Source organism: Marinobacter sp. M1C (assembly GCF_023314135.1).
Lineage (GTDB): Bacteria > Pseudomonadota > Gammaproteobacteria > Pseudomonadales > Oleiphilaceae > Marinobacter.
The window spans coordinates 3,336,169-3,362,695 of sequence record NZ_CP092289.1 but is presented as its reverse complement, the minus strand read 5'-3'; the positions used below and the strand labels follow the sequence as shown (position 1 = coordinate 3,362,695).

General features: G+C 55.0%; 29 protein-coding genes. 19 read left to right on the top strand and 10 right to left on the bottom strand.

Annotation, left to right across the window (positions count from 1 at the left end):
* Nucleotides 1–231 precede the first annotated feature (231 nt).
* A complete protein-coding gene (locus MIH19_RS15790; protein WP_249005775.1) occupies nt 232–1,440 on the bottom strand; it encodes an MFS transporter in 1,209 nt (402 codons plus the stop codon).
* A 222-nt stretch (nt 1,441–1,662) separates the two neighbouring features.
* On the opposite strand from MIH19_RS15790, the gene MIH19_RS15785 reads away from it, so the two are divergent.
* Entirely contained in the window at nt 1,663–1,839 is a 177-nt protein-coding gene (locus MIH19_RS15785; protein WP_249005774.1) for a CCGSCS motif protein, read from the top strand.
* Nucleotides 1,840–1,955: 116 nt separating this feature from the next.
* Here MIH19_RS15785 and MIH19_RS15780 read toward each other — a convergent pair whose 3' ends face one another.
* On the bottom strand, nt 1,956–2,576 hold the full coding sequence (locus tag MIH19_RS15780) for a flavin reductase family protein (protein WP_249005773.1): 621 nt from the start codon (nt 2,574–2,576) through the stop codon (nt 1,956–1,958).
* A gap of 87 nt (nt 2,577–2,663) precedes the next feature.
* Nucleotides 2,664–3,671 (bottom strand): NAD(P)-dependent alcohol dehydrogenase, encoded by a 1,008-nt coding sequence (locus tag MIH19_RS15775; protein ID WP_249005772.1) that lies wholly within the window; start codon nt 3,669–3,671, stop codon nt 2,664–2,666.
* A gap of 75 nt (nt 3,672–3,746) precedes the next feature.
* Here MIH19_RS15775 and MIH19_RS15770 point away from each other — a divergent pair, with 75 nt between their 5' ends.
* The 10 genes from MIH19_RS15770 (at nt 3,747) to MIH19_RS15725 (ending at nt 11,223) form a co-directional block, all read left to right on the top strand.
* The gene (locus MIH19_RS15770) at nt 3,747–4,283 is read left to right on the top strand and encodes a PBPRA1643 family SWIM/SEC-C metal-binding motif protein (protein ID WP_249005771.1); all 537 of its coding nucleotides are present in this window, start codon (nt 3,747–3,749) and stop codon (nt 4,281–4,283) included.
* Between the two features lie 16 nt (nt 4,284–4,299).
* Nucleotides 4,300–4,731, top strand: coding sequence for a DUF3010 family protein (locus MIH19_RS15765; protein ID WP_249005770.1), 432 nt, complete (start codon nt 4,300–4,302; stop codon nt 4,729–4,731).
* Between the two features lie 51 nt (nt 4,732–4,782).
* The gene (locus tag MIH19_RS15760; RefSeq protein ID WP_249005769.1) at nt 4,783–5,694 is read left to right on the top strand and encodes a homocysteine S-methyltransferase family protein; all 912 of its coding nucleotides are present in this window, start codon (nt 4,783–4,785) and stop codon (nt 5,692–5,694) included.
* Between the two features lie 43 nt (nt 5,695–5,737).
* The gene (locus MIH19_RS15755) at nt 5,738–6,121 is read left to right on the top strand and encodes a DUF2750 domain-containing protein (protein WP_249005768.1); all 384 of its coding nucleotides are present in this window, start codon (nt 5,738–5,740) and stop codon (nt 6,119–6,121) included.
* A 305-nt stretch (nt 6,122–6,426) separates the two neighbouring features.
* On the top strand, nt 6,427–8,289 hold the full coding sequence (locus MIH19_RS15750; protein WP_249018601.1) for a DUF2235 domain-containing protein: 1,863 nt from the start codon (nt 6,427–6,429) through the stop codon (nt 8,287–8,289).
* A gap of 250 nt (nt 8,290–8,539) precedes the next feature.
* On the top strand, nt 8,540–8,893 hold the full coding sequence (locus MIH19_RS15745; RefSeq protein ID WP_249005766.1) for a DUF2931 family protein: 354 nt from the start codon (nt 8,540–8,542) through the stop codon (nt 8,891–8,893).
* 135 nt (nt 8,894–9,028) lie between these two features.
* Nucleotides 9,029–9,469 carry a hypothetical protein gene (locus MIH19_RS15740; protein ID WP_249005765.1) on the top strand — a complete coding sequence of 147 codons (441 nt, stop codon included), beginning with the start codon at nt 9,029–9,031 and terminating at the stop codon, nt 9,467–9,469.
* Nucleotides 9,466–10,077: a DUF2931 family protein gene (locus MIH19_RS15735; RefSeq protein ID WP_249005764.1), complete on the top strand. Its 612-nt coding sequence runs from the start codon at nt 9,466–9,468 to the stop codon at nt 10,075–10,077. Before MIH19_RS15740 ends, MIH19_RS15735 begins: the two co-directional genes overlap by 4 nt.
* Before the next feature lie 148 nt (nt 10,078–10,225).
* Nucleotides 10,226–10,615, top strand: coding sequence for a hypothetical protein (locus tag MIH19_RS15730; protein WP_249013250.1), 390 nt, complete (start codon nt 10,226–10,228; stop codon nt 10,613–10,615).
* A complete protein-coding gene (locus tag MIH19_RS15725; RefSeq protein ID WP_349292919.1) occupies nt 10,612–11,223 on the top strand; it encodes a DUF2931 family protein in 612 nt (203 codons plus the stop codon). Before MIH19_RS15730 ends, MIH19_RS15725 begins: the two co-directional genes overlap by 4 nt.
* A gap of 280 nt (nt 11,224–11,503) precedes the next feature.
* On the opposite strand, the gene MIH19_RS15720 is transcribed toward MIH19_RS15725, so the two are convergent.
* From MIH19_RS15720 to MIH19_RS15705, 4 genes are all read right to left on the bottom strand, one after another.
* Nucleotides 11,504–11,944, bottom strand: coding sequence for a YtoQ family protein (locus MIH19_RS15720; RefSeq protein ID WP_249005762.1), 441 nt, complete (start codon nt 11,942–11,944; stop codon nt 11,504–11,506).
* A gap of 84 nt (nt 11,945–12,028) precedes the next feature.
* On the bottom strand, nt 12,029–13,063 hold the full coding sequence (locus tag MIH19_RS15715) for an ABC transporter substrate-binding protein (protein WP_249005761.1): 1,035 nt from the start codon (nt 13,061–13,063) through the stop codon (nt 12,029–12,031).
* A 1-nt stretch (nt 13,064) separates the two neighbouring features.
* The gene (locus MIH19_RS15710; protein WP_249005760.1) at nt 13,065–14,483 is read right to left on the bottom strand and encodes a sensor histidine kinase; all 1,419 of its coding nucleotides are present in this window, start codon (nt 14,481–14,483) and stop codon (nt 13,065–13,067) included.
* The gene (locus tag MIH19_RS15705) at nt 14,480–15,148 is read right to left on the bottom strand and encodes a response regulator transcription factor (RefSeq protein ID WP_249005759.1); all 669 of its coding nucleotides are present in this window, start codon (nt 15,146–15,148) and stop codon (nt 14,480–14,482) included. The genes MIH19_RS15710 and MIH19_RS15705 overlap by 4 nt, the downstream gene beginning before the upstream one ends.
* A 162-nt stretch (nt 15,149–15,310) precedes the next feature.
* Between MIH19_RS15705 and MIH19_RS15700 the strand changes: the two genes are divergently transcribed.
* From MIH19_RS15700 to MIH19_RS15675, 6 genes are all read left to right on the top strand, one after another.
* The gene (locus MIH19_RS15700) at nt 15,311–16,297 is read left to right on the top strand and encodes a tripartite tricarboxylate transporter substrate-binding protein (RefSeq protein WP_249005758.1); all 987 of its coding nucleotides are present in this window, start codon (nt 15,311–15,313) and stop codon (nt 16,295–16,297) included.
* Nucleotides 16,294–16,743: a tripartite tricarboxylate transporter TctB family protein gene (locus MIH19_RS15695; RefSeq protein ID WP_249005757.1), complete on the top strand. Its 450-nt coding sequence runs from the start codon at nt 16,294–16,296 to the stop codon at nt 16,741–16,743. Before MIH19_RS15700 ends, MIH19_RS15695 begins: the two co-directional genes overlap by 4 nt.
* Nucleotides 16,744–16,753: 10 nt before the next feature.
* Nucleotides 16,754–18,259 carry a tripartite tricarboxylate transporter permease gene (locus MIH19_RS15690; RefSeq protein WP_249005756.1) on the top strand — a complete coding sequence of 502 codons (1,506 nt, stop codon included), beginning with the start codon at nt 16,754–16,756 and terminating at the stop codon, nt 18,257–18,259.
* 68 nt (nt 18,260–18,327) lie between these two features.
* Nucleotides 18,328–19,383: an AbrB family transcriptional regulator gene (locus MIH19_RS15685; protein WP_249005755.1), complete on the top strand. Its 1,056-nt coding sequence runs from the start codon at nt 18,328–18,330 to the stop codon at nt 19,381–19,383.
* 113 nt (nt 19,384–19,496) lie between these two features.
* Complete coding sequence (locus MIH19_RS15680) at nt 19,497–20,450, top strand: DnaJ C-terminal domain-containing protein (protein ID WP_249005754.1); 954 nt, start codon at nt 19,497–19,499, stop codon at nt 20,448–20,450.
* A 13-nt stretch (nt 20,451–20,463) separates the two neighbouring features.
* A complete protein-coding gene (locus MIH19_RS15675; protein WP_249005753.1) occupies nt 20,464–20,808 on the top strand; it encodes a chaperone modulator CbpM in 345 nt (114 codons plus the stop codon).
* Nucleotides 20,809–20,862: 54 nt separating this feature from the next.
* On the opposite strand, the gene MIH19_RS15670 is transcribed toward MIH19_RS15675, so the two are convergent.
* A complete protein-coding gene (locus MIH19_RS15670; protein WP_249005752.1) occupies nt 20,863–21,036 on the bottom strand; it encodes a DUF6435 family protein in 174 nt (57 codons plus the stop codon).
* Nucleotides 21,037–21,160: 124 nt separating this feature from the next.
* Here MIH19_RS15670 and MIH19_RS15665 point away from each other — a divergent pair, with 124 nt between their 5' ends.
* On the top strand, nt 21,161–21,889 hold the full coding sequence (locus tag MIH19_RS15665) for a thioredoxin domain-containing protein (RefSeq protein ID WP_249005751.1): 729 nt from the start codon (nt 21,161–21,163) through the stop codon (nt 21,887–21,889).
* 148 nt (nt 21,890–22,037) lie between these two features.
* Nucleotides 22,038–23,045: a rhodanese-related sulfurtransferase gene (locus tag MIH19_RS15660; protein WP_249005750.1), complete on the top strand. Its 1,008-nt coding sequence runs from the start codon at nt 22,038–22,040 to the stop codon at nt 23,043–23,045.
* Nucleotides 23,046–23,110: 65 nt separating this feature from the next.
* Here MIH19_RS15660 and MIH19_RS15655 read toward each other — a convergent pair whose 3' ends face one another.
* Nucleotides 23,111–25,345, bottom strand: coding sequence for a glycosyltransferase (locus MIH19_RS15655; RefSeq protein WP_249005749.1), 2,235 nt, complete (start codon nt 25,343–25,345; stop codon nt 23,111–23,113).
* Entirely contained in the window at nt 25,342–26,475 is a 1,134-nt protein-coding gene (locus tag MIH19_RS15650; protein WP_249005748.1) for a lysylphosphatidylglycerol synthase transmembrane domain-containing protein, read from the bottom strand. Before MIH19_RS15650 ends, MIH19_RS15655 begins: the two co-directional genes overlap by 4 nt.
* Nucleotides 26,476–26,527 lie beyond the last annotated feature (52 nt).

Below are 26,527 nucleotides of genomic sequence, written 5' to 3'. Positions count from 1 at the left end.
ATTGTCCTGCTTGAGTTCTGGGTTGCGACACTGTCGAGCAGGTTCCTTAGCTCTTGCATCACCTGATGGTTATTTTCGAGGCGCGGTCCCGGTACAAATACCGGTAGGGCAGCGCCTGTGCCCCGGTGAGCCTTGGGGAATAGGTACTAATAACCTAACATATTTTTTTGAGAGAGTAGTAAGCAAATTTTGTGCCCACTACGCGTTTTACGGGCGCGTCCTTTTTACCCATCAGTTTGTACGGTGATCACGCCATAAAAGAATCAGCAATGCCACGGCCGCCATAAAGCCAACGAAGACGGAAAAGATAATACCGGTTGCTTTAAGGCTGAGCAGGCTGGCCATCAAGCCGATGCCAATCACCGGCACTGAGATGGCGATGTAGGCAACAATAAAGAAGGTTGAGGTTACCGCGGCGCGCTCAGCCGGCGGACAAGCTGCGTTTATAGCGCCCAGGCCGGCGCGAAAAGCGATTCCCTGGCCCATGCCAGCGATGACTGCACCGGCCATGAACAGGGTGAGCGACTGAAAATGGATACCGAGCGCTACGGGCGCCACGCCAGCAACGAGCGTGGCGCACCCGATGGGTAAACGCAGGCGCAGCGGCAGTTTGCCCTGCAGGAACTGGCCGAGTGTTGAGGCAATAAAGATACTGCCTGCGACAACGCCGATCAGCAGACGGTTATCATAACCCAGCACGTTGCCCATCATAGCCGGTGCAATCGAGGTGAAAAAACCACAAACCGCAAAACCAGCAAAGCCGGCGATGGCGGCGGGTACAAACACACCGCGCACCTCCGGGGGCACATTCAGGCGCTGAAGTGACAGCTTTGGCTGAGTCGGTCTTGTTACGGTTTCCGGCGCTCGCCAGATACAGATGAATGCCAGAAGGGCAAGCGCGATGTGTATCAGGTAGGTTAATTCCAGTGGAGAGGGCAGGTATTGTGAAAGTGCGCCCGCGAGCATAGGGCCAAGGCCCAAACCGCCCATATTCGCGGCGGTGGCAAAAAACGTGGCCCGCTCACGCCAGTGTGGTGGTGCCAGTTCCAGCACGGCCACGGTCGCGGTGCCGGTAAAAATACCCGCGGAGAGCCCGGACAGGACACGGCCCACAAGAATCATTGCTAGCCCGTCGGCCTGCCAGAACACCAGGTCGCTGATAATCGAACACACGATGCCGGCAAACAGCAACGGCCGGCGACCCAACTGATCAGACCAGCGCCCCGTGATGACCAGTGCTGCAATGACACCGAAGGCGTACGCAGCAAAGATAATGGTGATCATTAACTGAGAAAACCCGAAGGCGTCCTGATAGATGGGATAGAGCGGGGTCGGCATGGTGGTGCCGATCATCACCACGCTGAACGCGAAGGCGGCGCCGAGAAACACCAGGAATGCTGATAAGCTGTGAGGGTCTGTGTGGGCAGTTGATGATTGCATAATGGTCTGGTGAAGGTTTCGGAAGGCTGATTCGTAACAAAGAACTAACCGCAGAGAGCATTGTACATAGGTCGCAGAAGCCCCTCTATGAATGAAAGCCGGGTTCTAGCGTTTTCTTAACGCTACACGCCCCCGCAGGCAAAGAACTTCTTGACTAATTTTGGCCCAATCAATAAGATTCATTATAAATAGATGTTAAAGGCCAAAACCGAGGTGCAATCAATGGTTCAATCATTTGAAGACGTATTCAAAGGAAAAAAAGCCGCGGCAGTGCAAGCAGATTCAGCTCAGCACTTCGACCCAAAAGCACAAAAAGAAGCCGCTGTTGAAGCCGAGATGGCGCCCAAAAAGAAAGGTAAACACGGCGATCCGGGCGTCTGCTGCGGTTCGTGCTCGTAAGCCGACAGCAGTATCGCTTTTTGAATGGCTAAGACTGCAAACACGCGCGAGCTGTTTGCAGCTTCTTGATATTAGCGCAGCTATTTTTAACGCCTTCCGGTTAAGTCGAGGCTGATCTATTTCGGCCGATGCATCTGAAATTTTTGCGACGCGTCCACTGCAAAGTAGTCCGCCGGTCCGCCGCCGCGAAGAATGGGTTCGCCCGCCGCAGTATCGTAAATGCCATCAACTAGCAGGTGTTGCGCTATGTGCACGCCAACCACCTCGCCAAACACCATCCAGGTATTGACCTTCTTCCCGTCGGCGCCTGCCAACTGAAGTATCTGCGTGACCCGACATTCGAATGTTACCGGACTTTCCGCCACGTGCGGCACCGAGATAACCCGCGAAGGCCTCGGCGTCAGCCCTGAAAGAACGAATTCATCCACTTCAGGCCCGACAGCGGCGCAGGTTTGGTTCATGGCCTCTGCCAAGGGACGAGTCGCCAGATTCCAGCAAAACTCACCGGTTTCCTCGGCATTGCGGACGGAATCCTTGTAGCCGATGCTGGAGAATCCGACGATCGGGGGAATATAGTTAAAAGCGTTGAAGAAGCTATAAGGCGCAAGATTAAGCACGCCGTCACGGCTTTTGGATGAAATCCATCCAATCGGCCGCGGGGCAACCAGGGCATTGAATGGGTCATGTGCCAGTCGGTGGCCATTGGCGGGTTCGTAAAAGTGAATATCTTCGGGCATAACAGACTCCTGACAAAAAACTCGGGCTTTACGCATGGGTGTCACCAGGCCACCGTTCGGAGTGACCCGGTCAAGTAGGCTTTTGAATTAGAACTCCAGGCAGATTTTCCCGAAGTGCTTGCCGGATTCTTCATGGCGAAAAGCATCGGCAATTTCTTCCAGCGCAAAAGACCGGTCAAGAACCGGGTGCATGCCGTTTGCTTCAATTGCGTGAATCATTTCTTGCTGATGGGTTCGGCTGCCCACAATCAAGCCTTGCAGGCGAGCCTGTTTGGCCATCAGTTTTGCGGTGGGAATATCGCCAGCCCGGCCGGTGAGTACGCCTATAAGCGCGATATGGCCGCCAATGCGAACGGCGTCAATGGATTCCGGCAGAGTGCCAGGGCCACCCACTTCTATAACGTGATCAACACCTATGCCGTTTGTCAGTTCCTGAACCTTTGCGCCCCAAGCCGGGGTTGTTTTGTAATTGATGGTGTGGTCTGCACCCAATGCTGTAAGCCGTTCCAGTTTTTCGTCTGAAGACGAGGTGGAAATGACCCGCGCGCCCATCATCTTGGCGAACTGCAGCGCAAACACAGACACCCCACCGGTACCCAGCGTGAGCACGGTATCGCCTGCTTTTAAGCCACCGTTAATAACCAGTGCCCGCCATGCTGTTAAGCCTGCGGTGGTTAAAGTGGCCGCTTCAGCATGGGTATAGCCCTTCGGTGCGAGGGTAAACCAGTTGGTTGGGCGAACGACCTGTTCGCGAGCGTAACCATCCTGACCGTCACCGGGCGTGGTGCTAAAGTTATCAATAGGGGCGGGGCCAGTCAGCCATTCAGGGAAGAAGGTTGACACCACATGATCGCCAACCTTGAACTCGCTGACACCCTCACCGACAGCATCCACGACACCAGCGCCATCAGCCATGGGAATGCGCTGGTCTTCGGTTGGGATTGCCCCGACAACCACTGCATAATCGTGATAGTTCAGGGAGCAGGCATGAATGCGTACCCGTATTTCGCCATTCTCCGGCTCGCCGGGCTCCGCGCTATCGTTAAGGCTGAGGTGTCCCAGGCCGCCGGGGCTTGAAAGGGTAATGCTTTTCATATTAGTGGCCTTTGATGGTTGCTGCGAGTCTAGTCGTTGTGCCCGAAGCTTACTGAAGTCTTTTGGTAAATGATAATGAACAACCTGTACTGCGAGAGCCAGCAGAGGATTTTCTTATGTACGCTCGTTAAATGGGTTAAACGACATCGTATTTTCCACCATCTACTATATATCCCGCTCGATAACCGTGCTAAAACCATTTCCCCCCGACAGCAACCTGCGTTTATAGGCTCGGGCACATCGTTTTTACCCATCAGAGATAGCAGCATGTCCGACAAGTTCTTTTTTAAAGGCAGGCAGGATGCCCGTCAGCACCATACGGCGCGCGGCGGTTTTCAAATTAATGCCAGCAAAAAGCCGGGTAGTAAGAAGTTCCCGTTAACGTTGGTTGTTACCAGTGAAGCACGAAAGCAAGAAGTTGAAGTTCTCGTAGCCGAAGCAGATCTGTTCGCCAGCATTACGGTAGACGCAAGTGCGGATGCGGTTGAATCCATTGGTGAGCTAACGACGATTCTAAACAAGGGTGTAACCGTAACGCAGGCCAAAGTACCTGCCCGAAACGATCCTTGCAGTTGCGGCAGCGGTGTTAAATTCAAAAAGTGCTGCGGTTAAGCCGCGGGGATAGTGTATGCGCGTTTGTGGTGTTGAATTAACCGGCAGCGATGCCGTGGTGTGTTTGCTGAACCTGGATCAGGGGCATTTCAGTCTGCCAGACAGTAAGGTTCGTAAGTTAAGTCTGAAGAAAAATCACACCCGTGGCGATCTTCAGGAGTTTCAGGTGTTGTTCGTGGAGTTTCTGGTGGGGCACGGCGTTAATAAAGTGGCTATTAAAGAGCGTATGCCAAAAGGCAAGTTCGCTGGCGGTGCCATCAGCTTCAAGTTAGAGGCAGCTATTCAATTAATGACCGGTGCTGACATTGAGGTTGTTTTGCTTCCGCCTGCACTGATTAAATCGACGCTCTCATCGAACCCTTTGCCTGTTCCGTTTGCAGACACCGGTTTGAAGATTTTTCAGGAAACCGCGTTTACCGCGGCTTATGTGGGGCATATGGCAAAGTAGCGCCTGCAATGTTCAGGTTCACGTGTTCACTTTGAGGAATTAAAACGCTTTATGCGATCTGTAGTACTTCTTGATGGTGGCCTCGGCCAGGAAATTTACCGGCGTGCTGCGAATGTCAGTTCGCCGCTATGGTCGGTTGCGGTCATGCACGAGCAGCCAGACGTGGTTACCGCAGTACACGCTGACTTCATCCGCGCTGGTGCCAAAACGTTATCGCTGAACACTTACACCGCTACGCCATCCCGTTTACGGCGGCACGGCCAGTTGGAACAATTGGCGGCTATTCACCAACACGCTTTCGAGTTGCTGGGGCAAGCTTTAAAAGCCACCGGTGCAGATGTGGATATTGCCGGTTGCCTGCCGCCCCTAGCCGGAAGTTATCAGGGCCAGCCGGCGCGTTCGTTTGAAGATTTGCGGGGTGAATACGCGCTGCTGGTAAAGCAGCAAGCCGCTGCAGACGTGCTGTTGATTGAAACAATGACCAATACCCTGGAAGCCTGTGCGGCCTGCGCCGCCGCGAGCGAGTTGGGCAAGCCTTATGGTGTCGCGTTCCGCCTTGAGGCAGACGGAAAGTTAATGTCTGGTGAAATCCTGGCTGAGGCGGTTTCCGCAGTTTCACCATACTCGCCCACGGCGATAATGTTGAACTGCTGTGATCCCGAGTTAATTTCTGCTGCAATGCCCGAGCTGGTTAGGTTGTACCCGTGCGTCGGAGGTTATGCCAACGCTTTCAAGTCTGTGGATGCCCTGGCGCAGGGTGGTTCGGTGGATGCACTGGAGGCGCGGGAAGATATTTCCCCGCAGGCCTATGTGGCCCATGTGCGCCAGTGGCTGGCTGACGGGGCGACGGTTATTGGCGGCTGCTGCGAGATTACACCGGAGCACGTCCGGCACATCGTGGCGGCCCTTGCCGACGACTATCAGTTTATTCGGTTCTCCCAGCAGCCTGTGTCAAACTCCTGAGCAAGAAAACTCGAATCCAAATCGTTAAACTGATGGAATTCTTATGAGCAGCAATGAATTAACCGACGTGCTCGAAATGAACGGCGAAGAGCGCTACGACTACTTTTTGAGCGCCGTGCTTGAAGAGCGGGATATCTGGATACTGATTAATGCCGACAACCGTTTTCTGAAACTTGTTTCAGAAGATGAGGGCGTGGCGCACATGCCGGTGTGGCCTAGCGCCGAGTTCGCCGCGGAATATGCCAAAGGCTCAGACGATTTGACCCCGAAAAGCATTTCCCTGCCAGACTTTTTCAAAAAATGGGTGCCGGGCTTGACCAAAGATAAACTGGAAGTGGGCGTGTTCCCCGGCGCGGAAGGTACTTTGTGGATAACCTCGCCGGAAGAACTAAAACGCGATCTGCAAGAAGAGATGTCGAGCTTTTAGCGAAGCGATTCGGCTATTTTGAGCCTGTTAGCTGACTAACTACTTATTTGTTGTTGCCGGATTTTCCCTCAAGTTTAGCGCAGGCCTTCCCCAATTTCCGAAAGGAAGGCTCGGATTTTTGTTACCCGTCGCACGATCTTCAATCACCAACAGTCATTTGCCAGGAAGCACAGCCTTTATCGCCGGAGAAGTTTCTTCTCGGGCTAGTGATGGTATCTCAACAAAAAAATGTATAGGCTTCTGATGTCTTAAGACAAGCCGGTTTTCGGAGTAAAACCGGTGTTCACCCAAGGAAGGAATATCTCATGAGCAACCTCATGGTCGCCTGCGTTGGCGACACCCACGTTTGCCCCATCCCCGGCCACGGCAGCAGTCCCATTATTGCGAACGGCGCGACCGCAAGCGTGGATGGCGTACCCATCGCCCGGGTGGGCGATGCCTGCGGCTGCGGTGCCGTGATCGTTCAGGGCTATCCACTGGCCCTGCTGGACGGCCGCCCCCTTGCCCACATGGGCAGCCCTACCTCCCACGGTGGCCAGATCATCACCGGCAAACCCCGTGTCCTATTAGGCGTAGCCACCTTCACGGCACCGGTGGTGGATTTCGCCAAGGCTGGCGCCTTGAACAGCCAGGGCCAACTGACCCCGGAAGCTGAACAGGCGCTGAACAAAGACCCTTTCGGCTTTGTTGAGTGGGCCAAAGCCAAAGGCGCACTGGTAGACGAAGGCCTGGAAGGTGCGACCCCGGAAGAAATCGAAGCTTCGAAGCGCTATTCAGAAGGCCGGTCTGACCTGCGTGCCAAAGTGACCGTTGAAGCCGGCGTGTTCTTCGACGGCACCGGCAACAGCATCGGTAACACCGGTGCCTTTGAGCGAAAAGTAGATGAATGCTTGACCGCTCAGGCAGCAGGAGCCATCAGTGAGGAAACCTGCAGCGCTGAAATCTCGCAACTGATGGAGGGGAGCTATCTTAATGCTGAGACCAATGTGGCAAAGCTCCACACGCTCTATCAACCCTTGTCCACCGACACGGTCACCGTAGAGAATCACCGTATTCCCGTATACGTCTCGGGCGTTGGCACCAAATCCGGTAAAGAGGACGATGTCTGGGCCATGGGGACTGGCATGGGGGAGCGAGGCGTTCTCGCCAAAATCGAATCAGGCTGTAAGAATTTAGCCGAAGAAATATATAAGAATGCGGGTACTCGGATAGATAACCTTGTTTTGGATGTTTTCGGCTTTAGCCGGGGCGCGGCCACCGCCCGGCATTTTGTGAACGAAGTGCAGGATGGCGTTGGTGGTGCGTTGGGCCAAGCATTTCAGGAGCAGGGCATTGCCTGGCCAAAAAACGTCACCATTCGTTTCTTGGGGCTGTTTGATACCGTCGCAGCAGTTGTAGACGTGCGGAGTGGCGACTTTTCAGCTCACAATGCCAACAATGGTGACGTGCGTGTAAATATCACCCCCGACGCGGCTCAGAGAGCCGTACACCTGACCGCCCGGGACGAATGGCGTTACAACTTCTCTCTCAACAGCCTGCGCGGGCCGGATGGCAGCCTGCCGGGTCATTTTAACGAGTGGGTACTGCCCGGGGCGCACTCCGACATTGGCGGTGGCTACCCCGAAAATTTCCACGAACACATTAAAGTAGTCCAGTCCCGTAAGTTCCTCGGCCGCCACCCCAGAGAAAGCTATGAGTACGCAACAGTACTGATGGAGCGCAGGCAGTTGATTGATCAAGGTTGGCTGGGGCCAAATAACCCTGAAGCCACGTTAACGGTTGAAGAAGCTTACCGGCGGAGGCTAAAAGAAGGCGAAGTCGAATTGCAGTTCCAACTCTGGCTGGACCGGCGAGTACAGACCGAATATTCCCGTGTGGCCCTGCGGCAAATGTACCGGCTGGCAAAAGATGCGGGTGTGCCACTGAATACCGTGAAACCAACAGATATCGGTTTTTCATTATCTGACGAACTCCAACCCATCGCCACCCAGATCACTCGTCACATCAACGAAGGTCATCCACTGCAATTAATGCCCAAAGAAGAAGCCTTACTTCGCCAACGCTACATTCATCACTCAGCCCATTATCAGACCGCCGGACCACTTTTTCCATTCAAACCCGCACCCGGTGGCGTGCGGGACATACATCCAAACAGGGGGCTCAAATGATGAAAAGGTTCGTGATGTTTGCAACGATACTCTTTATGAGTGCGTTGTCGGGCGGCTGCTCCGTAGCGAGCACTCCCAAATGGGATCGCCCTGTAACGTACGGCGTTCGAGTAGCTGTCCCACGTCATTACGACGCCTGGGTCAAAAGATTACGGTTTGAAGCGACAGGTGAGCGAGCCTGGTGGTGGCCGGTTGGCATCACTAGCTGTTGCTGGAAAAGCCGAGGAACGGGGGGGGAGAATTGGAGCCCATGCCCGATTATATCCACGTAACATGGTATTCCTTTGCCGAACAGCAATCCTATACCCGGCTGATCCACATTCCTGACCCGGATGCCTTGCGCGAGCGCATGGAACAACCCGCGCCCGTGCATAAGTGGGGCAAACTACATAACTTGCCTCGATATGACTTGGTTCTGGGGCTCGCCCCCGGGGGCACGGTTGTCCTATGGATTATGAATTGGGGTGAAACCGCCATCGAAGTGGGGCGTTATAAGGCGGTTCCTTTTAACAATAATGACAGATACGAGGGTGCCCTGGAGTCTTATATGGAACGTGAGGGTGATTACCTAAAAGAACACGGCCTTCAACTTGACCGATGGTAAAGATGGTTTTCTACCGGTGCGCGTGGGTACTGCTCGGTGCCCACTTCCACATTGTGGAGGCTACCCCACAAGTTCCGCGGCTACCATCCCAGAGACAGTTATGAGTTCGCAAAGGTACTGATGGAGCGCAGGCAGATGAGTGATCAAGGTTGGCTGGGGCCAAATAACCCTGAAGCCACGTTAACGGTTGAAGAAGCCTACCGGCGTCGATTGAAAGAAGGCGAAGTCGAATTGCAGTTCCAACTCTGGCTGGACCGGCGAGTACAGGCCGAGTATTCCCGTGTAGCCCTGCGGCAAATGTATCGGTTGGCAAAAGATGCGGGTGTGCCACTGAATACCGTGAAACCAACAGATATCGGTTTTTCATTATCTGACGAACTCCAACCCATCGCCACCCAGATCACCCATCACATCAACGAAGGTCATCCACTGCAATTAATGCCCAAAGAAGAAGCCTTACTTCGCCAACGCTACATTCATCACTCGGCCCATTATCAGACCGCCGGACCACTTTTTCCATTCAAACCCGCACCCGGTGGCATGCGGAACATCCATCCAAACAGGGGACTCAAATGATCAGAAAGCTCGTAATGCTTGCAACAGTACTCTGCACAAGTGCCCTGTCAGGTGGCTGCACTCTAGCGGGCACTCCCAAATGGGATTACCCGGTTACGTACGATGTTCGAGTGGCTGTCCCACGCCATTATGATGCTTGGGTCAAGCGGTTGCAGTTTGAGGCGACAGGTGAGAGAGCCTGGTGGTGGCCGGTGGGCATCACCAGTTGTTGCTGGAAAGGTCTAGGGAGAGGGGGAGGCGAACTGGACCCCATGCCCGACTACATTCATGTTACGTGGTTTTCTCTCGCTGAACAGCAATCCTATACCTGGCTTATCCACATCCCCGACCCGGAAGCCTTGCGTGAGCGAATGGAGCAGCCAGCACCTGTATACAAGTGGGGAAAACTACACAACTTACCCCGATACAATTTGGTTCTGGGGCTTGCTCCTGGTGGCACAGTCGTCCTATGGATTATGAATTGGGGTGAGACCGCTATTGAGGTGGGGCGTTATCAAGCGGTGCCGTTTGACGATGATGCCAGATACGAGGGTGCCCTAGAGTCCTATATGGAACGTGAGGGTGACTACCTGAAAGAACATGGCATACCTTATGAGCGTTGGGAATAGTCTTGAAACTGTTTGTCGCCAGCTTTTCAGTGACATGCGGAATTCACTCTAGAGACAGCTATGAGTACACAAGAATCCTGATGGACCGTAAGCGGATAGCACCAGCGAAGGCTGGTTGGGGCTATACAATCCTGGAGCCACGCTAATCTTGAAAGAAGCCTACCGGCGTCGATTGAAAGAAGGCGAAGTCGAATTGCAGTTCAAACTCTGGCTAGACCGAAGAGTACAAGCCGAGTATTCACGTGTAGCCCTGCGGCAAATGTATCGGTTGGCGAAAGATGCGGGTGTGCCACTGAATACCGTGAAACCAACAGATATCGGTTTTTCATTATCTGACGAACTCCAACCCATCGCCACCCAGATCACTCGTCACATCAACGAAGGTCATCCACTGCAATTAATGCCCAAAGAAGAAGCCTTACTTCGCCAACGCTACATTCATCACTCAGCCCATTATCAGACCGCCGGACCACTTTTTCCATTCAAACCCGCACCCGGTGGCGTGCGGGACATACATCCAAACAGGGGGCTCAAATGATGAAAAGGTTCGTGATGTTTGCAACGATACTCTTTATGAGTGCGTTGTCGGGCGGCTGCTCCGTAGCGAGCACTCCCAAATGGGATCGCCCTGTAACGTACGGCGTTCGAGTAGCTGTCCCACGTCATTACGACGCCTGGGTCAAAAGATTACGGTTTGAAGCGACAGGTGAGCGAGCCTGGTGGTGGCCGGTAGGCATCACTAGCTGTTGCTGGAAAAGCCGAGGAACGGGGGGGGGAGAATTGGAGCCCATGCCCGATTATATCCACGTAACATGGTATTCCTTAGCCGAACAACAGTCCTATACCCGGCTGATCCACATCCCTGACCCGGATGCCTTGCGCGAGCGCATGGAACAACCCGCGCCCGTGCATAAGTGGGGCAAACTACATAACTTGCCTCGATATGACTTGGTTCTCGGGCTCGCCCCCGGGGGCACGGTTGTCCTATGGATTATGAATTGGGGTGAGACCGCCATCGAAGTGGGACGCTATAAAGCAGTCAAAATAGACACTCACCCTGAGTATTATGAGAAGAGAACTCAACGCTATTTATCGGATAATGGCTCCTATCTCAAACAGCACGGTCTTCAGCTTGACCGTTGGTAAAAATCATTGGCCAACGAGTTACAGGAGGATTAGACCTTTTATCACCACACATCTTTGGGTTTCCACCTGCTCCCAACACAATGACGGCCAGCAGCAGATTGCAAACAAGCATCGTACGGTTCGGCTCGCGGGTGGTGACACCACATATTTCCAGCCCACATTCAATGTTTAACTCGATGCCTGTGACATAGTTTGACTCATCAGGTGCGAGGCAAAGGGCGGCGTAAGTTACGTCTGCGGCTTTGCCATCGAGTCGATATATAAGGTGGCCCTGTGTTTACTAAGCTGTGGTCACGTACTTCAAAACCTCAACCACCTGTTCAGGCGTCTGTGCCCACGCCATGGCGGCGGAGTCCACTTCTTTCAGCGGGTGGACAATGTCGTTGCCGTGCAGGGTAATGTAAGGCGTGCCCATGGCGGCGCAGAACCCGGCGTCAAAGGCGGCGTTCCACTGTTTGTACTTGTCACCGAAGCGAATCACTGCAAGGTCGCACTGCTCCAGCATCGTCTTGGTGCGAATACCGTTCACCTTGGATGACTGGTGATCGCGCCAAAACGCCACATCGGGCTTGCCCAGCATATCGCCCGCCGCATCGCTGGCTTCGTGATGGGTGACTGGGGCGGTGAATTCCACGGGCAGGCCGGCCGCTTCTGCGCCCGCCTGAATTTGTTCGCGCCAGTCTGTATGAATTTCGCCAGAAAGATAGACAGTCCAGATCATCGGGTTCTCCTGAGGTAATAATTGAGCAGATTAACTGCGGTACCAATAAACGCGGATTTATCATACGTTAGCGGGCAGAGGAATTCATGGCCCAAGAATCTCTATCTCCCGCGCCCAGCGCTGCATAAATAACCGGCGCCTTAAGGGATCATCAAACGCCAGTAGTGACGCGTTAATGGGAATGGGGTAAAGCCGTTCGCCAATCTGGTCGCGCAGGCGTTGGGCGGTGTAGGGCCCAGTGACTTCTGGCAGTACGCTAAACAGTGGGGTGTCGCCGGCAAGCACGCGTTGGCCTTCGGCGCCAAGCAAGAAGTTCATGAAGGTTTTTGCGGCCTCTGCATGGGGCGCGTTCCGGTGCACAAAGGCCATGCGCATCATCACCAGGGCGTAATCCTGGGGAATCTGCACGATCAGCTCCGGGTGGCTACGAGCCCATTGCAGAGCATAGGACCCCAGCAGGTTATAGCCCAACCAATAGGGGCCATCGGTGAGTCCGTCAAGCATGGCCTGGGTGTTGTTTTCCAAGCTCATATCGGCTGCGCCCATGGCAGCAACCAAATCCCAGAATCGGGGTGAGTAGCGGGCGTCTTGTTGGAACAGCATCAAGCCGATACCGCTGCCGGTAGGCGAATAAGTGGTGACCCTCCCGCGCAGTAAGTCCTGATGAGTGCTGAGCAGTTTGTGCACATCTGCGTGGGTGGTTGGTGGCATCATGTGGCGCGCCAGTTCAAGCCTGTACACGGTCACTATGGGTTCGAAGGTAAAACCAAACACTTCGTTGCGCCATTTGGCCCAGGCCGGCCAATTGCGTGCGGCGTCGCTGTCCAGCGGTTGCGCCAAGCCTTGGTTCACCAGAGCCATTTGCCAGGGCATGGCGGAGCTGATTACTACGTCAGGCGCCGGGTCGGCATTTTGAGCCCGCTGGTTGACCTCCAGGGTAGAGCGGTCGTAATAGGTCAAGGCGATATCCGGGTGTGCCTGTTCAAACGCTTCGAGCAGAGGGGTGAAAATTTTCAGATCCAGGGCGGCTTCGATAATGAGCGGTGTTGGGTTTTGTGCGGTTGCTACGATGGGCAGCAGGCACAGCAGAATTATGCCTGCGCGCAGGTATGGTGTCATTTCAGGTTTGCTCTGATTGCGAATGTTGCTGCGTGGATGACAGCACAGGGAACTGAACGCCAATCCACAAACCCTGGCTAGGTTCGCTGCGCATCTGCAGGGTTGCGTTGTGGGCTTGTGCGATGGAATCCACAATGGCCAAGCCCAGGCCGGAGCCTGCGGTGTCTTGGCGCCCGCCGCGTTCGAAGGGCTGGTGTAGTCGTTCAAGCAAGGCATTGCTAACGCCGGAGCCGGAGTCCTGAATGCTCAGTGTTATCAAACCTGCAGACTGCTTCAGGCCTAGCGTGATTTCACTGCCGGCGGGGGTGTAGAGAAGAGCGTTATCGATCAAATTGCCGATCATTTCCCGCAGCGACCAGGGTTCGCCCGAAATAACAAGCGGACTGTCTGGCATTACGGCCAGACCCAAGTCATGATTTTGTGCGGTATCGCGCTCCGCCCATTCCATCACGGTCTCGCGCAGCAGGTCGGTCAGGTTGAGCCTGGCGTGTATTTCGCCCGTGCCGTGGCGCAGGCGTGCCAGACTCAACAGCTGACCAGCCAGTCGGCTGGTGCGTTCGCTGCTGTCGTGAACGGTTTGCAGCGCTTGGCGCCAGTCTTCCGGCTTGTTGCTCAGCAGTGCCAGCTCGCTGACGCTCTGCAGGCCCGCTAATGGGGTTTTCAGCTGGTGGCTGGCGTCTGCGGTAAATCGCAGTAAGGTATTGCGGCCCTGGCGCTGGCGTTCAAACAGTGCGTTCAATGTTTCCACCAATTCGTAGAGTTCGCCAGGCACTTGCGCGCCCACGGGGCTGACATCGTTGGCATTGCGCTGGAGCAGAGTTCGTCTCAGGCGACGCACAGGTTGTAACGCCATGCGAATGGCCAATATGGACAGCAGTGCAGTCAGGGCAACCATAGCCAAAAAGCGGGTCAGGGTGCCTAGAAAGAGCTCTTTGGCCAGCGCCTCGCGGCCCGACATGGTGTGGCCCACCCAGATCTGCACCGGTTCGCTGGATTCCCAGCCTGCGGATCTGAGTTCCCGACCGTATAGGCGAATGCGTACACCACGGTTCTGGGCGAATTTCCACATGGGGTTCGTGCTGAAGGCGTCACCCAGGCTCTTTGCCATTGCGCGATTCAGATTACCCGTTATCTGCTGGCCTGCGGCGTTCAAGAGAGTGTAGAACACCCGTTCTTGATGATCGGTGGCCAGAATCTGGAGTGCAGCGGCGGGTATTTCCACTATCGGTTCGCCATCTTGCCATTGTACGGCTTCGGCGATGGTCAGGCTTGCAGCCTGCAACTGGCTGTCATAGGCCCGGCCAGCGGCACGCTGAGCGCTGGTGTAGGCTTCAATCAACAGGAAAGTTCCCAAAAGACCCACGGCAGCCAACAACCAGCCGGCCAGGCGTTGCTTAAGCGTGCCGTCAATCACGATCACTCTGGGTCGTCCTCCAGCCGGTAGCCAAGCCCGCGCAGAGTGCGAATACGCACACCACTTCCACTTAAGCGCTTACGTAGACGGCTGATATAAACCTCCAGGGCATTGGGCCCGACTTCGCCGAATCCGAACAGTCGGTCAATTAACTGTTCCCGTGGCGCAATGCGCTCGGCGTGCAGCAGCAGCCCTTCCATCAGCCCCAGTTCTCTGCGCGGTAAGTCTAGGCGTTCGCCGTGTAGGGTCACGTCGCCTGATTTTTGATCAAAACACAGCGGCCCAAAGCGCAGGCGGTTGTCGGTGCGCTGTTGGCTGCGGCGCATCAGAGCGCGCACCCGCGCCTGCAATTCTGGAAGCGAGAAAGGTTTGGTCAGGTAATCGTCGGCGCCGGCGTCTAGTCCCTGTACGCGCTCGGCCACCCCATCGCGGGCAGTCAGAATCAACACGGGCGTGGCGTTGCCGCGGTTGCGAATTTCCGTTAGCAGCGCCAACCCACTGCCATCGGGCAGGCCCAAGTCTAATACCACCAAATCAAACTGGCTGTGGGCCAGAGCCGTGCGGGCCTCACCTAAACGATGAAACACCTCAACCGTATTGCCCAGCGGCGCCAGGCTCTGGGTCAGGGAAACGGCAATCAGCGGGTCGTCTTCGACGATAAGCAGGCGCATTGGGACGGTGTCTCATATTGGGTGAGAGTGACAACGATAATTATAGAGGTCTGACAGGTTGATGACAGGTTAGGTCTCTAGTATCAGTAGCGTCACAAACAATAGTAACCGCAAGAAGGTGCAGTCTCACCCTTGTGGACAACAAAGACACGGGAGTCTTTTATGAAACTCAATTCCGTTTTTCTGCGCTGGTCGGCCCCGCTTGTTATGGGCGCGGCTTTGGTTTCTGGCAATGCCGCTGCCCAATCCGGCGCCACCGAGTGCATCGCTCCGGCCAAACCTGGCGGTGGTTACGATTTGACCTGCCGCCTTGCGGCCAACGGCCTGCAAGACACAAACCTGATTGATCGCCCGATGATGGTCAGCTATATGCCCGGCGGTATCGGCGCGGTTGCTTACAACCACGTTAACGGCATTCGTAGAGACGACCCCAGCCTGATTGTGGCTGCCAGTACCGGTGCTGCAGTAAATCTGGCACTGGGCAAGTTCGGCAAGTACGACGGTGGCGAAGTTCGTTGGTTGGGTGCGCTGGGCGCGGATTACGGAGCCATTGTGGTTAGAGCCGACGCGCCTTGGCAAAATCTCGACGAGCTGATGAAAGATCTCAAAAAAGGCCCCAGCGAAATTGTATTCGGTGCGGGTGGCACCGTAGGCAGTCAGGACTGGATGAAAGCAGCTCTGATAGCCAAGGCCACCGATATTTCACCCCGCGACCTGCGCTACGTAGCCTTTGAAGGCGGCGGTGAGTCACTGGCTGCTCTGCTGGGTGGACATATCAAAGTGTTCACCGGCGATCTTTCCGAGCTGCGCCCGCATCTGGACAGCGGCAAGATACGCGTGCTGGCGGCACTGTCTGACGAGCGCGTGGGCGGTCCTTACGCCGACATCCCCACCGCCATTGAGCAGGGCTATGATGTTGAATGGCCCATTTGGCGCGGTTACTACATGGGCCCGGACGTCAGCGACGAGGCCTACAACGCTTGGGTAGACCTTTTCAAAGAACTGTCTGAAAAAGAGAAGTTTGGCGAACTGCGTGCAGCCCGTGGCCTGTTCCCGATGGCGCGCTTCGGCGAAGACTTCGACACCTACGTGAAACAGCAAGTTACACAGTTCAAGCAGCTGGCTAAAGAGGTAGGGCTGACAAAATGAGAATCGCCGCCGACCGGATTTTAGGGATTGCCCTGATTGGTCTGGCGGCGCTGGCTGCTTTTAACGCGTCGCAGTTCGAGGTTTTGTTCAGCTACGAACCGGTAGGGCCCAAGGCCTTCCCGATTCTGTTGGCGGCCATTCTGGCCAGCTTGTCGCTGGTGCTGGTGTTTCGTCCCGGCAAAAACGGCGAATGGCCAGACAAACACGTTGCGTTAAGGCTGCTTGCGGTGCTGGTTGTTCTGCTGGTGTACGCCATGCTGTTTACCCGCCTGGGCTTCATGATAACCACTTTTGTGATGGTGCTGCTTCTGGCACTTTTGTTCGAGGCGCCCTGGAAAAAGGCGTTGGTCACAGGTGTGTGTCTGGCGGTGGGTAGCTACTACCTGTTCACTAAGGGGCTGGGTATTTCTTTGCCAACCGGTCTTTGGCTGCCCAAATTTAACTGAGGCCCGCGCCATGTTTGATTTTCTGATTCAAGGTTTTGATGTCGCGCTTACGCCCCTGAACCTGGGGCTGGCGTTTATGGGTGCCTTGCTGGGCACTCTGTTTGGCGCTTTGCCGGGCATTGGACCGATCAACGGCATCGCGATTCTGATGCCGCTGGCCTACACGCTGGGCTTGCCGGCGGAATCTGCGCTTATTCTGCTAGCGGGCGTGTACACCGGCGCCGAGTACGGTGGCCGCATGTCCAGTATTCTGCTCAACGTACCCGGCGATGCCGGCGCGGTAATGACCACACTGGATGGTTATCCACTGGCGAAAAAAGGCCTGGCCGGGCCGGCGCTGGGGCTCTCTGCCGTTAGCTCGTTTGTGGGCGCGACCGTTGCTATTATTGGCCTGACGCTGTTTGCGCCCATGCTGGCGGAAGTGGCGGTGCTGTTTGGCCCCGCTGAATTCTTCGGGTTGATGGTGTTCGCCTTTGCGTCTATGTCCGTGATGATGGGTAATGACCCGGTCAAAACCGGCATTGGTGCTGTTCTGGGTGTGCTGGTGGCTATGATTGGTGTTGATTCCGGCACCGGTGTTATGCGCTTCACCCTGGATATGCCAGAGCTTTACGACGGCGTCGACTTTGTGGTGATGATCATAGGCCTGTTCGCCATCAGTGAGATTTTGCTGATGCTGGAGCACGCTCACAGCAAAAAAGCGGAAGACGACATGCCACCGGTGGGCCGGGTGATGGTTCACGTGAAAGAGATTATGTACTGCAAATGGGCAATGCTCCGCAGCAGCATTATCGGCTTTATTGTGGGCGTACTGCCAGGGACCGGCGCCTCTGTCGCCAGCGCGGTCGCCTACACCACTGAAAAACGGTTGTCAGACAAAGACAATACCTTTGGCACCGGCGATATGCGCGGCCTGGCCGCTCCGGAAGCAGGCAACAACGCTGCAGCTGTAGGTTCTTTTGTGCCAATGCTGACTCTGGGTATTCCTGGTTCCGGCACCACCGCCGTGCTGTTGGGTGCGCTGATGCTGTACAACATCACCCCGGGGCCTATGATGTTCACCGAACGCCCGGAGGTGGCCGGTGGCCTGATTGCTTCCCTATACATCGGTAACATCGTGCTGTTGTTGTTGAACCTACCGCTGGCCGGCCTGTTTGCAAAAGTTCTGACCATTCCACGCTGGGCGCTGGTTCCAGGCATAGCCATTCTGGCATTTGTGGGGGTGTACCAGTTGCACTCAAGCTTGACCGCGATCTACATGATGTTGGTGATTGGGGTGGTGGGCTTCGCACTGCGCAAGCTAGGGTTCTCGCTTGCGCCGATCATTTTGGGGTACGTGCTCGGGGGCCTGATGGAAGACAATCTGCGTCGTGCGTTGTCCATCAGCGGTGGTGATATGAACATTCTGTGGCAGTCTGGTATCTCTATTGGGTTGTGGATCGCGGCGGCGTTATTGGTGACGATGCCGTTGATTATGGCAAAACTGCTGCCCGGCAAGTCGCTGACTCATGCCTAAATACGAATAAAGTGAAAAGAGCAGAGAGAGCGGCGAAAGTGGTGGAAAAAGCAAGAACGGTAAGCGCCATGAAACGCGGGTGCTTGAATGCGGCCAGGCGGTTGCCAACGATGTTATTGGGCGTTTTCGGCGGTGGTGTGGCTTACGTCATCCATATGCCGTTGCCCTGGCTGCTGGGTTCGCTGATTGTTACCACGGTGCTGAGCCTCGGTGGTATGCGGCTACAAGCCCCCACCACCATGCGCAAAGCGGTTCTGGTGGTAATCGGCGTGATGCTGGGCACCGCGTTTACCGCGGATATGAGCGGCGATATCAGGTTGTGGGCCGCCAGCCTTGGCATCATGCTGGTTAGTACGGCAATTATGATGGCAGTGTCTGTGTGGATGAGCCGGCGCATAGCCGGTAATTCCATCGACACAGCGGCTTATGCCGGCATGCCCGGCGGTGTTTCTACGGTGATTTTGATGGCGTCTGAAACCAGCGCTGACCTGCGCGTCGTGGGGCTTACCCACGCCATGCGTATTTTGGTGCTGTTACTGGCAATTCCCCCCTTATTGCAAATTATTGGTCACGTTAGCCTGCAAGCGCCGGTTATGTCGCTGGCCCAGTGGTTTAGCTTTCCCGATTTTATAGACACCTTGTGGCTGATTGGCGCGGGTTTAGTTGGCTTCTGGCTGGGGCGTCTGCTGCGCTTGCCCAACCCGCTGCTGTTCGGGCCAGTTATAGCGTCCGCGGCACTGCACATCACTGGCATCAGCGACGCCAGCGTACCGCCGTTTATTGTGGCTTTCGCCCAAGTGTTGATTGGCGTTTCTGTAGGTGTTCGCTTTGGCGGCACCTCGTTGAAGGAGGTGGGATTTAACCTGTTGATTGCATTCGTGCAGGCGCTGGTGTTGCTGCTGATCGCCTTTGCTGCCGCTTGGGTGGCCTACGCGCTGACGGGCTATTCGGCCGCTGCTGCGCTGTTGGCGTACATGCCTGGCGGGGCGCCTGAGTTGAGCCTGGTCGCTTTGTCGCTGGGTATCGAGCCGGCCTTTGTCACTTCTCACCATTTGTTGCGCATTACCGTGCTGATTCTTCTGACGCCAATGCTGGTCGCCTGGATGAAACGCCTGCACCGCTAAACCGGTTAGCTGCGGCAACTCACTTGCAATTTTCCCGTTTGGGCCGATGATAGATAGTAGGATAACCATCTTTGAGCCGCTGCGAGCCGCTGTGCGCCGATATGAGGAAAGCCATGGATTTCAAAGATTATTACGCCGTGCTCGGTGTGAGCGAGTCTGCCTCTCCCGAAGACGTTAAAAAGTCCTATCGCAAACTGGCGCGGAAATATCATCCGGACGTGAGCAAGGAAGACAACGCCGATGAGATGTTCAAAAATGTCGGCGAAGCCTATGAAGTTCTGAAAGACCCGGAAAAACGCACCGAATACGACCAGTTGCGCAAGTACGGCGCGCAACCTGACGGTTCATTCCAGCCACCCCCTGGCTGGCAGAGTGAATCCGGTTTTGGCCGCGGTGGCTACACCGAAGCCGATGCCAGCCAGTTCAGTGACTTTTTCGAGCAGATGTTTGGCCGTGGCCAGCAGGCCGGTGGCGGCGGTTTTCGTCAGAACACGCGCATGCGCGGTGAAGACATTCATGCCCGCCTGGCGCTATTTCTGGAAGAAGCCTACAACGGTTGCGACAAACAGGTGTCGTTCGTTGTGCACAGCGCAGACGAGCATGGCCGGGTTGCGGCGCGGCAGAAAACCCTCAAGGTCAAAATCCCCGCTGGCATGCGCGAGGGCCAGCACATTCGCCTGAAAGGCCAGGGTTCGCCCGGCGTGGGTGGTGCCAGCGCCGGGGACCTGTTTATTGAGATGGAACTGGCGCCTCATCCGCAGTTCACAGTAGAAGGCAACGACGTGCTGATCACTGTGCCTATCAGCCCGTGGGAGGGCGCGTTAGGTGCCAGCATTACAGTGCCGGTAGTCGGTGGTAAGGTGAGCGTGAAGGTACCGAAAGGTTCTTCCAGCGGTCGCAAGCTGCGCCTGAAAGGCAAGGGCTTGCCTGGCAAGCACGTGGGTGACCAGATTGTGACGTTGCTGGTGACGCTACCTGAGGAGCATTCGGAACAAACGCTGGCCATTTACCAACAGCTGGCAGACGCCGAAAAAGACTTCAACCCACGCGCCAAACTGCACGTGTAACCGGAGGTTTGGGATGAGCAGACAAGACCGCATTTTGACTGTAGAAATTACCGATACCGACGGTGGTGTGTTTACATTGCACGAGATTTGCGAACGTGGCGAATGCCACGCAGAATTCGTGATTAAGCTGGTGAACTACGGCATTGTGTCGCCCATTGAAGAGGACCACCCACCGCGGGACTGGCAATTCGATGTAATGGCTTTAACACGCCTACAGCGGGCGCTAAGACTGCAGCAGGATTTGAAACTGAATTTGCCGGGTCTGGCGGTATCGCTCGATTTGCTGGATGAAGTTCAGCAAATGCGTAGGGAAGTAAACCGCCTTAACCAGCGCCTTCGACAGCTATCAGGCGAATAGGCTAAACGTAAGTATTCGGCTCGTGCTGATGACAGCAGCGCCGTTGTTTTGTATTCAGGCGCTCTTTTCGAGCGCTTGAATTTTCGCATACAGGCTCTCTGCCTCTAACATCAGCGTGCTGTGGGTGCGTAAATCCCCATTGCGCTGATAGTGAAGTGCTTTTTCCAACTTGGCCTCGTAAGCTTTTTGCAGCTTTTTCTTCGGATCGCTTTTAAATAATCCCAACATTGAATCTTCCTTAATTAGTAGAATTTTGTGTGTATACGGCAAATACATCGAATCCGATGACTAGGCCGGCACTACAGTTTATGCTCTACTGCTAAGCTTTTAACACGCAACGGAGTTGGTTTTCATGGGTGAAGCAAAACGTCGCCATCACAGCGGTTCCGCTGGGGCTCATAAACCGTCCAGCAAGCGCTCTCTGGCCTTGAGTGTTATGACTTTGATTGTCGTCGCCATGTTGATTGGCCTGTTTTTTATAACGTCTGGCCCGTCGCCGGATTCTGATGAACTGCCCGTTGCAAAAGAAGGTACACCGGAGTTTCCAGCTGGGTTGGACCAGTTTGGTGTTTCAGTGGGTGCAGCGGATGCGCCGGTTGTGGTGCGGGAATTTGCGGATTATCAGTGTCCGGCCTGCGCCCGCTTCGCCGACGCTAGCCAACGCTTGAAAAAAGAGTACGTGGAAAGCGGCAAGGTGCGTTTTGTGTACTTTGAGCTGCCGTTATCACAGCACGCCAACGCCATGCCGGCGGCCCAAGCCGCGCGCTGTGCGGGCGACCAGAACGCCTTTTGGCCCATGCACGATGCGTTGTACAGCAATCAGTCGGCCTGGGCGGACGTTTCAGATCCGCAGGCAACGTTTACCCGCTATGCTGGCGACCTTGGGCTGAGTGAAAATCGATTCAGCCGCTGCATGGCCACCGAACTGCACCGCGAGGCCATTGAACAAAGTGCCAAAGTAGCAACGCAGTTGCGAGTGGTCAGCACACCCACTGTGATGGTCGATAACATCGTCCTGACCCGTCCGGGCTGGGGTCAGCTGTCGGCTGTGGTGGAACGCGAACTGGCTGCCAGCCGCTAAATTTCCTGGTGATATCTGGCTGCAGCGCACTGCTGCGGCCACTCCTGACTTGATCCATCGCCTTAATTGGCTAAAATTACTCCCTCTTTGAATACCAGACTATCCTAACCATGCTCCGGATTTACGGTCCGGCCCGCAGGAGATTGCTATGACCGATGTCGTTGTTGTGTGTGCGCTGTATAAGTTCGCTGTTCTGAACGACTACCAGGCCCTTCGCCAGCCGCTGCTGAGCCTGATGCTGGAAAAAGGTGTGCACGGCACATTATTGTTGGCCAGTGAGGGCATGAATGGCACCGTAGCCGGCAGCCGCGACGGCGTTGATGCGGTAAAGGCCTGGATTAACAGCGATGACCGTTTCGCCGGTATTGAGTACAAGGAATCGTTTGTCGGCGAGCAGCCGTTCAAGCGCACCAAGGTCAAGCTGAAGAAAGAAATTGTCACCATGGGCGTTGAAGGTATTGATCCAAAGCGCATCGTGGGCACCTACCTGAATCCCGAGCAGTGGAACGAATTGATTTCCGATCCCGAGGTGGTGCTGGTCGATACCCGCAACCAGTATGAAGTGGAAATCGGCACCTTCAAAAACGCCCTTAACCCCGCCACAGATACGTTTCGCGAATTTCCCGAGTACGTAAGACAGAACCTTGATCCGGCCAAACACAAGAAAATTGCCATGTTCTGCACCGGTGGTATTCGCTGTGAAAAATCGACGGCCTATATGAAAGAGCAGGGCTTTGACGAGGTGTATCACCTCAAAGGTGGCATTTTAAAATACCTGGAAGAGATGCCGGAAGAGAAAAGCTTGTGGGAAGGTGAATGTTTCGTATTTGACGATCGTGTCACGGTCAATCATCGTCTCGAACGTGGCGATTATGACCAGTGCCACGCCTGCCGTCGCCCGATCACTGAAAATGACAAGCTGCGGCCGGAGTACAACAAAGGCGTGAGCTGTCACCAGTGCGCTGGCGTATCAAGCGAGTCCCAAAAGGCACGATTCGCCGAGCGCGAACGGCAAATGCGCCTGGCCGAGGAACGGGGTGAAGTTCACGTAGGGGGCGATGCGGCCCGCGTTGTTGCTGAACGCAAAAAACGCAAGCAGGCCGAGCGTGCACGTCAGGCCAAACTAAGCCTGGAAGGTGAAAAAGCCCGTTCCTGATGGGCTCAACGCTTTTATCCAGCGCAAGCCGTGAGCATCGGAAAAGCCGTTAGCGGTCTGCGGCTTTAAGACCTTCTAGGTCTCGCCTTTTTGGCGGCCAGTGCCAGCGTTTCACCGTAAATTCGACGCACGTCTTTGGCAAACTGCTCGACTGAATAGTCCCTGGCAAAGGCCAGGGCCTGTTCTGCCAATTGTTGGCGCAGCTCATCCTGTTCCAGTAATTGTTGTACTCGCTCGCACCACAGGCCCTGTTTCTCCGGTGTTTTAAAACCGTTGAAGCCTTGGCGTACTACGTCATCAATTCCGCTTGAGCGCACGGCCACTACCGGCAAACCTGCCGCCATGGCCTCCAGAATCACCATGCCCTGGGTTTCTGATTTCGACGCAAACACAAAGATGTCGCCCAATTGATACCAGGTGGCCATAGCCTCTGGCTCAACGCTGCCGGCCAGGGTGATGTGCTGCTGTAAACCCAGACCGTCTATCTTTTGTTGCAGGCGTTCACGCTGATGGCCTTCGCCAATCATGACAAAGTGAAACGCAACGGCGGTTTTGCCGCGCAGTTCATTCAGCCCATCGATCATGAAGTCGATGTTTTTCTCGCTCGACAGTCGCGACACACTCACCAGCACTTTCTCGTTTTTCAGGCCCAATCGTTTGCGCAATTTTTGCACATCGGCGGGGTTCACCGCCTGAAAACGCTCATACTCAATGCCGGTAGGCTGCACGTAAACGGGAGTTTTCACCCCGATCATCCGCAGATATTCTTCAATCGAGTAAGTGGGAACAATCACCGTGTCGCACTTGTTGGCAAAGCGTTTGATCAGCGCGTGGGAAATCAGATTACGAAACAGCATGCCTGGCAGGGGGACAAAGTGCGCGTAATGCTCTAGCCGTGTGTGGTAGGTGTACACCGCGGGTACTTTTAACCGGCGGGCCAGAAACAGCCCGAGCGACCCCAGCCAGAAGGGGTGGTGCAGGTGAATAATGTCTGGCTTGAAAGCCCGCAGGCGTTTGCGAATGCGGCTTAAAAATATATTGGCCAAGCGGAATTCGCGTTTGGAGCCCATGGTGAGCAGCGCTGGTACCCGCAGGACGCTTTCTTCCTGTGCCGGCTGGTTCTGATAACGCGGCGCCACCACCAGCACACTGTCGCCCATGGCTTCCAGTCCCCGGCGCAAACGGGCAATGGATATAGGCACGCCGCCAATAAACGGCAAATAATTGTTGGTGAACATGGCCACCCGTATGGGCTTTTGCAAAAAGGGCGTGGCGTCCAGATCGTAGTCTGGGTAGTAGTTTTTACCAACGAAGATAAGGCCGTAAAGCTTAATAGCGATGGCGGAAAACACAGCTATCAGTAAAAAGAAATTCAGGTAGCCGGTGTAAAACAGCGAATAGATAAAGAACCACAGGCTTTCCAGTTTTTTCAAAAGCGGATGCTGGCCCACTTCCAGCTTTTGCAGCGTGTGGCTGACGTTGCCGTCAGTATCAATTTGCAGCATCAGATAGTGGTAGAAACTGATGTCGTCATTCAATACCAGGCCGCCCGCACCGCCGGTGGTTATAAATAGGGTGCTGTCGATTATTTGCTCGTCGTAAAGGGACAGGTTTGCAGAGATGACCGCGTTTACGTCGTACTTCTTGACGATGTCCAGCAGTGCCTCACGGAATTCCGGTGGCTGTAGATAGTCGTCACTCTGGTCAAAAGGCGCACTTTGGGATGGGTGTAACGGCGGGTCACCGATAAAGATAATGCGGGCCTTGGAGGTGTCTTCGGCCAGCAGTTCATCGAGCCAATGCAGCTGCCATTGCCAAGCGGTTTTGCCGGTACTGTCGAGGAAGATTAACCGGCTGACGCCGGCGCGTACGCTGTAAAAATGCGGGCCGAAATGATCGTAAAAGCGGAAGCTGCCAAAGTTGTCATATTCGTTGTCGCCAAAGGTCATCAACCAGGGGATGTCCAGGTGCCCCAGCGAGCCAAACAACGCCCGGTATTTGTCCTCGCCACCGCCGCTGACCGCATTACCGGCGGACACCATAAAGTCGTATTCGGCCGCGTTTAGCGCCGGCACGATACGTTCCTCAAAAATACCGATGGAGTTATTGATGTTGCCAACCACCGCGAAGCGCAGTGGTTGGTCGTTTGCCAGGGCCTCGCTAATACGCTCTGCCTGCTTGGAATGCAGCGAATTGAAGTCCTTCATAAACAGGTTCAGGTATACTTTGTAGCCCACCAGCAGAACCACCACGGTGAGGCAAAGGTAAAAGAGCCATTTCAGAAGCCGTGGGCGATTCATGGTTCTGCTCGCCGCTGCCGTATTAACTCCTGTTGCATGACCACCAGGCCAATCAGCATACCGAGATAAATGGTCAGAAAACGCCAGGCCACAATCACCAGCAGAAGATGTGAGGGTGCCAGGATCTCGCTGAAAAAACTGCCAAACACGCCTTCTGAAATGCCTGATGCTCCCGGGGTGGGCGAGAAGTACATGATGAAGGTTGTGACCACCACCAAGCCTAGCGTTGTTATATAGTCCACCGTGTAATCCAGGCTGTGGAGCAAAAGGGCCGGAAAGCTGAACAGGCTGAGCAGAAAAACAGCGGTAAATAACACCGACAGCGCAATAAACATTGGCTGGCCGCGCAGATAGTCGCCAAAACTGGCGGAAAACCTCAGCATCTCCCGCTTGGCCTTGAACTGCCAGTGTCGGTGGCCTTCAGCGCTTATCAGCTTCAGGCGCCACAAAGCCGTCAGTAGTTTCGCCAAAGGCGCCATAAGCCACCGTGTGCGCAATAACAGCACCGCGAAAAACCCCAAGTACAGCAAAATGAGGAACGTCAGTGCGATACCCACATTGCCGCTGATTGCGCGTCCCTCCAATGCTTCTAATGACAGCAGAAACACCGGTGTCAGCGAAAAAATAAAGATAACGGCCAACAGAGTGCGGATGGTAGTGGCCGCGGTTGCGGTGCCTATGGGTACGCCGTGCTTGTGCAGATACCAGATTTGGGCAAAACCGCCGCCGGTGGCCATAGGCGTGACGTTTGAGAAAAACAGATTAATAAACACCAGCCGGGCGATGACCGCGGCATTCAGCCGGTGCCCCAGTGCGCGCAGAGTAAAGTGAAGGCGTAGGGCGTCCGTGCTGAAGTAAACAGCAAGCAGAGCGGCCAGAGGCAGCAGCGTAGCCGGCTCCAACAGGCGGTTGTCAAAGCTCAGGCTTTTGCCTGCAAAATGGGTATAAACGGTGTAAAGGCCAACGCTTGTGAGCGCGACGAACAAAAGGCTGAATAGCGCCAGACGTTTTCCAGATGTGCCCTTTCGATTTGAATTGATAGCACGTCTTCTGGTGGTTTCAACCTGCGCTTTGGGTATTGGTTCGGGCGCTTTCGGGCAGGTTTGATGTTTTTCAGTGGGCTGGTTCACAGCGGAAGTACTCACGTCAGGCGTATAAGAGCAACATGGCCAATTTAGAGTG